General features: G+C 69.2%; 10 protein-coding genes and 1 pseudogene. 5 read left to right on the top strand and 6 right to left on the bottom strand.

Annotated elements, in window-relative coordinates; genetic code table 11:
- Positions 1–83: 83 nt before the first annotated feature.
- Positions 84–641 carry a TMEM165/GDT1 family protein gene (locus tag FN976_RS12735; RefSeq protein WP_145893399.1) on the bottom strand — a complete coding sequence of 186 codons (558 nt, stop codon included), beginning with the start codon at positions 639–641 and terminating at the stop codon, positions 84–86.
- A gap of 140 nt (positions 642–781) precedes the next feature.
- Here FN976_RS12735 and FN976_RS12730 point away from each other — a divergent pair, with 140 nt between their 5' ends.
- Positions 782–1,984 carry an ammonium transporter gene (locus tag FN976_RS12730; RefSeq protein ID WP_145893398.1) on the top strand — a complete coding sequence of 401 codons (1,203 nt, stop codon included), beginning with the start codon at positions 782–784 and terminating at the stop codon, positions 1,982–1,984.
- Here FN976_RS12730 and FN976_RS12725 read toward each other — a convergent pair.
- The 5 genes from FN976_RS12725 to FN976_RS12705 form a co-directional block, all read right to left on the bottom strand.
- The gene (locus tag FN976_RS12725; RefSeq protein ID WP_145893397.1) at positions 1,974–2,459 is read right to left on the bottom strand and encodes a DoxX family protein; all 486 of its coding nucleotides are present in this window, start codon (positions 2,457–2,459) and stop codon (positions 1,974–1,976) included. The two genes, FN976_RS12730 and FN976_RS12725, sit on opposite strands and share 11 nt — an antisense overlap.
- On the bottom strand, positions 2,456–3,247 hold the full coding sequence (locus FN976_RS12720) for an HvfC/BufC family peptide modification chaperone (protein WP_145893396.1): 792 nt from the start codon (positions 3,245–3,247) through the stop codon (positions 2,456–2,458). The genes FN976_RS12725 and FN976_RS12720 overlap by 4 nt, the downstream gene beginning before the upstream one ends.
- On the bottom strand, positions 3,244–4,185 hold the full coding sequence (locus FN976_RS12715) for an MbnB/TglH/ChrH family RiPP precursor modification enzyme (protein WP_145893395.1): 942 nt from the start codon (positions 4,183–4,185) through the stop codon (positions 3,244–3,246). The genes FN976_RS12720 and FN976_RS12715 overlap by 4 nt, the downstream gene beginning before the upstream one ends.
- On the bottom strand, positions 4,185–4,460 hold the full coding sequence (locus tag FN976_RS12710; RefSeq protein ID WP_145893394.1) for a BufA1 family periplasmic bufferin-type metallophore: 276 nt from the start codon (positions 4,458–4,460) through the stop codon (positions 4,185–4,187). The genes FN976_RS12715 and FN976_RS12710 overlap by 1 nt, the downstream gene beginning before the upstream one ends.
- A 133-nt stretch (positions 4,461–4,593) precedes the next feature.
- Positions 4,594–5,088, bottom strand: a complete 495-nt coding sequence (locus FN976_RS12705) for a peroxiredoxin family protein (protein WP_255440375.1) — start codon at positions 5,086–5,088, stop codon at positions 4,594–4,596.
- A gap of 44 nt (positions 5,089–5,132) precedes the next feature.
- Here FN976_RS12705 and FN976_RS12700 point away from each other — a divergent pair, with 44 nt between their 5' ends.
- From FN976_RS12700 to rbp (FN976_RS12685), 4 genes and pseudogenes are all read left to right on the top strand, one after another.
- Positions 5,133–5,699 (top strand): sigma-70 family RNA polymerase sigma factor, encoded by a 567-nt coding sequence (locus tag FN976_RS12700; RefSeq protein WP_145893392.1) that lies wholly within the window; start codon positions 5,133–5,135, stop codon positions 5,697–5,699.
- A complete protein-coding gene (locus FN976_RS12695) occupies positions 5,699–5,899 on the top strand; it encodes a zf-HC2 domain-containing protein (protein WP_145893391.1) in 201 nt (66 codons plus the stop codon). Before FN976_RS12700 ends, FN976_RS12695 begins: the two co-directional genes overlap by 1 nt.
- 166 nt (positions 5,900–6,065) lie before the next feature.
- A pseudogene (rbp, locus tag FN976_RS12690) lies at positions 6,066–6,476 on the top strand (RNA-binding regulator); the annotation flags it as partial.
- 350 nt (positions 6,477–6,826) lie between these two features.
- Positions 6,827–7,285: an RNA-binding regulator gene (gene rbp / locus FN976_RS12685; RefSeq protein ID WP_145893389.1), complete on the top strand. Its 459-nt coding sequence runs from the start codon at positions 6,827–6,829 to the stop codon at positions 7,283–7,285.
- Positions 7,286–7,304: the final 19 nt, after the last annotated feature.

Here is a 7,304-nt window from a genome sequence, read left to right as displayed (position 1 = left end):
GGTTTGGGCTTGGTAGGCGGGGTTCGCGAAGCGACCCCAGCACCCTCGGCAAGCACCCGCTGGGGTCGCTTCGCGAACCCAGCCTAAGACAGCAAGGCCACGACCCCCAGCACCAGAAAAATCGCCGCCCCGACCCCATGCACCAGCCGGATCGGCACGCGCCGCGTGATCCGCTCGCCGAACCAGACGACCGGCGCGTTGGCCAGCATCATGCCGAGCGTCGTGCCGGCCACGACCGCCGCCCAGGCGTCGTAGCGCGCCGCCAGCATCACGGTGGCGACCTGGGTCTTGTCGCCCATCTCGGCCAGGAAGAAGGCGATGAGCGTGGCGCCGAAGACGCCGAAGCGCGGCTTGGCGTCGGCATCGTCCTCATCCAGTTTGTCGGGGATCAGCATCCACATTGCCATGGCGATGAACGAGACGCCCAGCACCCAGCGCAGCACGTCCGGGCCCAGCGCCTGCGTCACCCAGGCGCCGACGGCGCCGGCCAGGGCGTGGTTGGCCAAGGTGGCCACGAAGATGCCCGCCACGATCGGCCACGGCCGGCGGAACCGGGCGGCGAGCACCAGCGAAAGGAGTTGGGTCTTGTCGCCCATTTCGGCCAGCGCGACGAGGCCGGTCGAAACCAGAAAAGCTTCCATGTGGGCCCCATCCTAGAGCCTCAGGCTGTCAGCTGGCTGGCGCGCACGATTCTGGCGCGATTTTTGCTTGCTTTTGGTGCAATCGCCGGGAACACGGCGATGACGCACCACAAAGACGCAATTCATCCAAAGGAAACGCAATGGAAGCACTAAAACAGGGCTCGGACGTTCTGTTCATCCTCCTGGGCGCCATCATGGTCCTGGCCATGCACTCCGGTTTCGCCTTCCTCGAACTCGGCACCGTGCGCAAGAAGAACCAGGTGAACGCCCTGGTGAAGATCCTGGCGGACTTCGCCGTCTCCACTGTCGCCTACTTTTTCGTGGGTTACGCGGTGGCTTACGGCACCAGCTTCCTGGTCGGGGCCGACCAGCTGGTGGCCAAGAGCGGCTACGAGCTGGTGAAGTTCTTCTTCCTGCTCACGTTCGCGGCGGCGATCCCGGCCATCATCTCGGGCGGCATCGCCGAGCGCGCGCGTTTCGGGCCGCAACTGCTCGCCACGGCAGTCATCGTCGGCCTGGTCTACCCGGTGTTCGAGGGCATCGCCTGGAACCAGGGCTTCGGCATCCAGGCCTGGATCAAGTCGGTGGCGGGCGAGGAGTTCCATGATTTCGCCGGTTCCATCGTCGTGCACGCGGTCGGCGGCTGGCTGGCGCTGCCGGCCGTGCTGCTGCTCGGCGCGCGCGCCAACCGCTACCGCAAGGACGGCGGGATCTCGGCGCATCCGCCGTCCAGCATCCCGTTCCTGGCGCTGGGCGCGTGGATCCTCACGGTCGGCTGGTTCGGCTTCAACGTGATGAGCGCGCAGACGATCGACAAGGTCTCGGGCCTGGTCGCCGTGAACTCGCTGATGGCCATGGCCGGCGGCACCATCGCCGCCCTGCTGCTGGGCCGCAACGACCCCGGCTTCGTCCATAACGGCCCGCTGGCCGGCCTGGTCGCGGTGTGTGCCGGCAGCGACCTGATGCATCCGCTGGGCGCCCTGGTGACCGGCGGCGCGGCGGGCGCGATCTTCGTGGTGATGTTCACGCTGACGCAGAACCGCTGGAAGATCGACGACGTGCTGGGGGTCTGGCCGCTGCACGGCCTGTGCGGCCTGTGGGGCGGACTCGCGGCCGGCATCTTCGGCAGCAAGGCCCTGGGCGGGCTGGGTGGCGTGAGTTTCCTGGCGCAGCTGATCGGCAGCCTGATGGGCGTGGCCTGGGCGCTCTTGACCGGCTTCGCGCTCTACGGCCTGTTGAAGGCGGTGATGGGCCTGCGTCTCACGGCCGAAGAAGAGCACGAAGGCGCCGACCTCGCCATCCACAAGATCGGCTCGACGCCGGACCGCGAAGTCAACTGGTGACCGGCAGGGTGGCCGCGCCTTGGAGGCGCGGCCAGACCAGGCGCTCGGCCGACCATTTGCCCGGCCCGTAGACGGCGATGCCGGCCAGCAGCGCGCCCCAGAAGACGTGCTGCTGCAGCGCCGCCGGCGCGATCTCCTGCAGCGACAGCACGGCGACCACATTCACCACCGACAACCCCAGGGCGGCGAAGCGGCCGCCCAGCCCCAGGACCAGCAGCACCGGCAGCACCAGTTCACCCGCCGTCCCCATGAAGGCCGCGAGCGCGGTCGGCAGGAGCGGCACCTTGTACTCGTCGGCGAACAGCGCCAGCGTGGTGTCCCAGTCGCGGATCTTGGTCAGGCCGGAGAGGAAGAAGACCTGGCCCACATAGACGCGGGCGGCCAGGGCGGCAGCGGGCTGCAGCGCGTCGAGCGCGGCCGAGAGGCGGTCCCACAGGCGCACGGCGCGCGCCAGCAGGGAAGATGAATCGGTCATGGACGCTCCTCGTTGATCAGGGTCACGCCGGTCACCAGGCCGGACTGGACGGCGGGCGCCAGCCAGGCATCGAAGCGCAACGCAGGGGCCGCCTGCAGCGCACCGGCGAGCGGTTGTTGTTCTTGCAGGGCGGCGAGGAAGGGCGCCTCACCGGGAGCCAATTCGCGCAGGCGCACCGCCCAGCCTTCGCGCCAGACCAGCGCGGACTCCGCCACGTCGGCCCGCAAGCGCGCGCCGGCCTCATCGAGCGAGGGCGTGCCTTGCAGATGCGCCTGCACGATGCTGACGACCGGATGCACACTCGCCAGGCACTGCATGCCGGGCGCCAGGCGCAGCGTGATGCGCTCCGGCGCCTGCGCGGCCAGCAGCGCGAAGCTGGCGGCGTCCACCGGCGCATCCGCAGCGGTGGCGGCACGGTGCAGCGCCCATTCCAGGCGCGCGACATCGGCCAGGTAGGGCTCTTCCTGCGCGAGATCGGGCAGCGATTCGATCAGCGCCGGCAGTTCGGCGCCCCACCGCCCCACGTCGCCCGAGGTGGGCGGGTGGCGCAGCCACAACTGGTGGGCGAGGGCGTCGAAGTTCTCCTGCCCGAGCAGCTCGGCAACCACCGGGTGCGCGGCCGCCAGCGCGCGCTCGGCCAGCGCGCGGCCGTTGCTGCGATACGCGCGCAGGCCGCGCTCGCGCGTGAGCAGCGGCAGGGCCGAGTCGCCCAGCAGCAGCAATGCTTGCGCGGGACGCGGTGCCCACAGCGCGGCCAGCATGGCTTGCTGCTGCGCGGCAAGGCTCAAGCAGCCTCCAGGACCGGTTGCGCCGCCGCCACCGCCGCGGCGATGGCGTCGGCGCGCCGCGCTTCGCCCAGCAGGACGTCGAGTGCCGGGATCGCCGTGTCCCACTCCACCAGGGTCGGGACCCGGGCGCCGAAGCGCTCCAGAGCATGGCCGTAGAGCGTCCACACGGCCTCGTCGACGCGGCTGCCGTGGTCGTCGATCACCAGCTCCGGCGTCCGGCAATGCCCCGCCACGTGAAGCTCGCCCACGAAGGCCGCGGGGACGGCGTCCAGCCAGGCCTTGCAGGCGGCGACCGGGTCCGCCAGGTCGCCAGCGAGTTCGGCGTTGAGGGCGTTCACGTAGATGTTGTTCACGTCCACGATCAGACCGCAACCGGTGCGCACGGCCAGCGCGCGCAGGAATTCGGTTTCGCCGCGGTCGCTGCCGGCGGGCGCAAGGTAGGCGGAGAGGTTCTCCACCAGCAGACGGCGCCGCAAGCGGTCCTGCACGCGCTGGATGTTGGCGGACAAGACGTCCAGCGCCTCGGCGTTGAACGGCAGCGGCAGCAGGTCGGCCGCATGGGCCATGCCGCCGCCGGCGGCCGCGAATTCGAAGAGCGCCCCGCCCAGCGGCGCGCGGGCGAACGCCGCGTGGTCGCTCACCGCCATCGGCTCGATGCGCTCCACCAGGCGCGCCAGCTGCTCCAGGTGCCAGGGGTCGATGCCCGCCGCCGAACCCAGGGCCAGGCCGACGCCGTGCAGGCTGACGGGGTAGTGCGCCCGCGCCTGCTGCAGCACGGCCAGCGCCGCCCCGCCGTCGGCGAAGAAGTTTTCCGAATGGACCTCGAGGAAGCCCGCGGCGGGCCGCTCGCGCAGCACCTCCGCGTAGTGGGGGTGGCGCCAGCCGATGCCGGCCGCTGCCACGCCCCCCACACTTCCCACGGCCGGGGCCGCGGCCATCAGCTCTTCTTGACCTTCATCTTGGCCTCGTCCGCGGACATGCCCTTCATGCCCTTGCACGTTCCCTTGGCCACGTACTTCCACTCGCCCGCGTCGTCGCTCACCTTGGACTGCCCGGCGCAGGAATGCGTGCCGGCGAGGTTGGCGCAGTCGTTCTGGCCGGCCTTCGCGATGCCGTAGCACTTCTCCTTCTCCTGGGCGACGGCGGGCGTCGCGGCCAGCACGGTGGAGAGCAGCGTGGCTGCGGCGGCGGCGATCATGGCGCTTTGGTTCATGGGTTCACTCCTGTCAAAAAGGTTGTTGGGACGGCCAGCGCGTGCTGCGACGCCGCTGGCTGCGCATGGGTCGGGCGCCCATGCCGCTTCTTACATACGAATCATGGGCGCGCGACGGATGCAGGGAAAACGCTCACAGGAGTTCCGCGATCTTGTCCCAGGCCTCGGCGGGGATGCGGCCCTGGTACTTCTCGACCACCTTGCCGCTCTTGTCGATCAGGAAGCTGGCCGGCAGCTGCACCGCCGGGGTGCCCAGGTTGTCCTTGTAGCCCCCTTCGCCGGCCCACAGCTGCACGAAGCGCTGCTTGAGCGGCACGGTGCGCGTGATGATGGCCTCGTAGTCGTCCAGGTCCTTCATGCGGCGGTCGGTGGAGACCAGCACCATCTCGAACGGCTTGCCGGCCCAGCCCTGGTAGTTCTGGCGCAGCTCCGGCATCTTGTCGCGGCAGACGGCGCAGCCGGTGGACCAGAACATCAGCAGCACCACCTTGCCCTTGAGTGACGCCAGCTGGAACGGCTTGCCGTCCACGGTGCGGCCCTCGACGGCCGGCGGCGCCTGGGCGGCGGCGAACGGGGCGACTGCGAGCAGCGCGAGGGCAAGGGGCAGGGCGGCGAGCGTGGATTTCATGGCCATGGGTCGTATGCGATCATCCCGTCTTACACCTTCCACCCATGGCCATCGAAAGTCAACTGGCGGAGCACCGCGCCTACCTGCTGCGGTTTGCCCGCCTGCAATTGCGCAATGACGCCTGGGCGGAGGACGCGGTGTCCGAGACGCTGCTGGCGGCGCTGACCAAGCCGCAGTCCTTCGGCAACCGCAGCCAGCTCAAGACCTGGCTGGTCGGCATCCTGAAGCACAAGGTCATCGACATCCTGCGCCAGCGCCAGCGCGAGGTCTCCCTGCAGACCGAGGAAGGCGAGGAAGACGACGCCCTGGACGCCCTGCAGTTCAAGGCGGACGGCCACTACGCCGTGCAGCCGGCGGACTGGGGCAACCCGGAGCAGGAACTGGCCAGCCGGCAGTTCTTCGTGGTCCTGGAAGCCTGCACCGACAAGCTGCCGCCCGCCATGGGGCGGGTGTTCCTGATGCGGGAATGGCTGGAACTCTCCAGCGAGGACATCTGTAAGGAACTGCGTCTCACGCCGACGAACCTGTACGTCCAGCTGCACCGTGCCCGCACCCGGCTGCGCGAATGCCTGGAACTGAACTGGTTCGGAAACAAGAAAGCCTCCGCCTGATGCTGCTGCGCCTCACCTGCAAGCAAGCCACCGCGCTCCTGGTGGCCCGGGAAGACCGGGAGCTGCCCACGCTCGACCGGCTGGCCCTGCGCATGCACGTGGCCGCCTGCCGGGCTTGCCCCGTGGTCGAGCGGCAGCTGCTGACCATGCGCAATGCGCTGCGGCAGTGGCGAAATTACACCGCCTCCGGGGCCGATTGAGCCCGGTCGCTGACTTTTGCAACACGTTGAGCCGCAAAAAGGCATAATGCGGGCGCGGTCCCCCAAGGGGCCCGCAGGTTTGCGGTGATTGTCGGTTTCGCGTGGTTGGTTTGATTGCGTCGGCGGACTCCATCGCTTTGTGCGTTTTTCTCTAGGAGTCCCTCGAATGGGCAACAAACTTTATGTGGGGAACCTTCCCTACTCGTATCGCGACAATGACATGCTGCAGGCCTTCAGCCAGTTCGGCACCGTCACCAGCGCAAAAGTCATGATGGAACGCGACACCGGCCGCTCCAAGGGCTTCGGCTTCGTGGAAATGGGCAGTGACGAAGAGGCGCAAGCCGCCATCAAGGGCATGAACGGCCAGCAGATCGGCGGCCGTGGCCTGGTGGTCAACGAAGCGCGTCCCATGGAGCAGCGCCCCCGCACCGGCGGCTACGGCGGTGGTGGCGGCAGCGGCGGTGGCGGTGGTGGTTACGGCGGCGGTGGTGGTGGCGGCGGCTACGGCGGCGGCGGCGGCGGTGGCCGACGCGACGGCGGCGGTGGTGGCGGCGGCTACGGCGGTGGCCGCGGCGGCTACTGAGCCAGTCGCACCGCGCACCTCCAGCGCGCGTCAGACAAAGGGCCTACGGGCCCTTTTTTTGTGCGCGTTTCGCAGGGGTGTGGGGCACACCGATCGCGGCCCGGCCCCTTGCCAAGAAAAAGGGGTTCTGCTTCATAATGGAATCGCGTGGTCAAGCAGTTTCACGCGGGTCGCGGTGAACAGGTGCCTTTCGCGTCGCTTTTGAGCTCCCCCAGGTCCGGGCCAGCCCGGCCCGCCCCCCAGGGGGTCAGGCAAAGTGGCAAAGCCACATTTGCTTGAGAGTTGAATGCGTTTTCGGGACTCCATCGCTTTGGCTTTCATACGTTTCAAGGAGTCCCGGTTTCATGGGCAACAAACTCTACGTGGGCAACCTGCCCTACCAGGTGCGTGACAGCGACCTGGAGCAGGCTTTCAGCCAGTTCGGCGCCGTCACCAGTGCCAAGGTGATGATGGAGCGTGAAACCGGCCGTTCCAAGGGCTTCGGTTTCGTCGAGATGGGCAGTGACGCCGAAGCGCAGGCGGCCATCAGCGGCATGAACGGCCAGTCCATGGGCGGCCGCAGCGTCGTCGTCAATGAAGCCCGGCCGATGGAGCAGCGCCCGCGCACGGGTGGCTTCGGCGGCGGCGGCGGCGGCGGGGGTTATGGCGGTGGCGGCGGCGGCGGTGGCCGGCGCGAAGGCGGCGGCGGCTACGGCGGCCGCGGCGGCGGTGGCGGCCAGGACGGCGGCTTCCGCAGCCCGTATGGCGCGGGCCCCCGGGGTGGCGGCGGTGGCGGCGGTGGTGGTGGCCGCGGCGGGTATTAGGTCCACCCCCAAAGCGGCC

Source organism: Caenimonas sedimenti (genome assembly GCF_007833165.1).
GTDB classification, from domain to species: Bacteria; Pseudomonadota; Gammaproteobacteria; order Burkholderiales; family Burkholderiaceae_C; genus Ramlibacter; species Ramlibacter sedimenti.
Note: the sequence above shows the minus strand (reverse complement) of the source record. Positions and strands in the feature narration are given on the sequence as shown.

Excerpts from the sequence above, each read along its gene's own strand:
- FN976_RS12730 (WP_145893398.1), top strand. The coding sequence starts at position 782 with ATGGAAGCACTAAAACAGGGCTCGGACGTTCTGTTCATCCTCCTGGGC.
- FN976_RS12725 (WP_145893397.1), bottom strand. The coding sequence starts at position 2,459 with ATGACCGATTCATCTTCCCTGCTGGCGCGCGCCGTGCGCCTGTGGGAC.
- FN976_RS12695 (WP_145893391.1), top strand. The coding sequence starts at position 5,699 with ATGCTGCTGCGCCTCACCTGCAAGCAAGCCACCGCGCTCCTGGTGGCC.
- FN976_RS12710 (WP_145893394.1), bottom strand. The coding sequence starts at position 4,460 with ATGAACCAAAGCGCCATGATCGCCGCCGCCGCAGCCACGCTGCTCTCC.
- FN976_RS12705 (WP_255440375.1), bottom strand. The coding sequence starts at position 5,088 with ATGAAATCCACGCTCGCCGCCCTGCCCCTTGCCCTCGCGCTGCTCGCA.
- FN976_RS12735 (WP_145893399.1), bottom strand. The coding sequence starts at position 641 with ATGGAAGCTTTTCTGGTTTCGACCGGCCTCGTCGCGCTGGCCGAAATG.
- rbp (WP_145893389.1), top strand. The coding sequence starts at position 6,827 with ATGGGCAACAAACTCTACGTGGGCAACCTGCCCTACCAGGTGCGTGAC.
- FN976_RS12700 (WP_145893392.1), top strand. The coding sequence starts at position 5,133 with ATGGCCATCGAAAGTCAACTGGCGGAGCACCGCGCCTACCTGCTGCGG.
- FN976_RS12715 (WP_145893395.1), bottom strand. The coding sequence starts at position 4,185 with ATGGCCGCGGCCCCGGCCGTGGGAAGTGTGGGGGGCGTGGCAGCGGCC.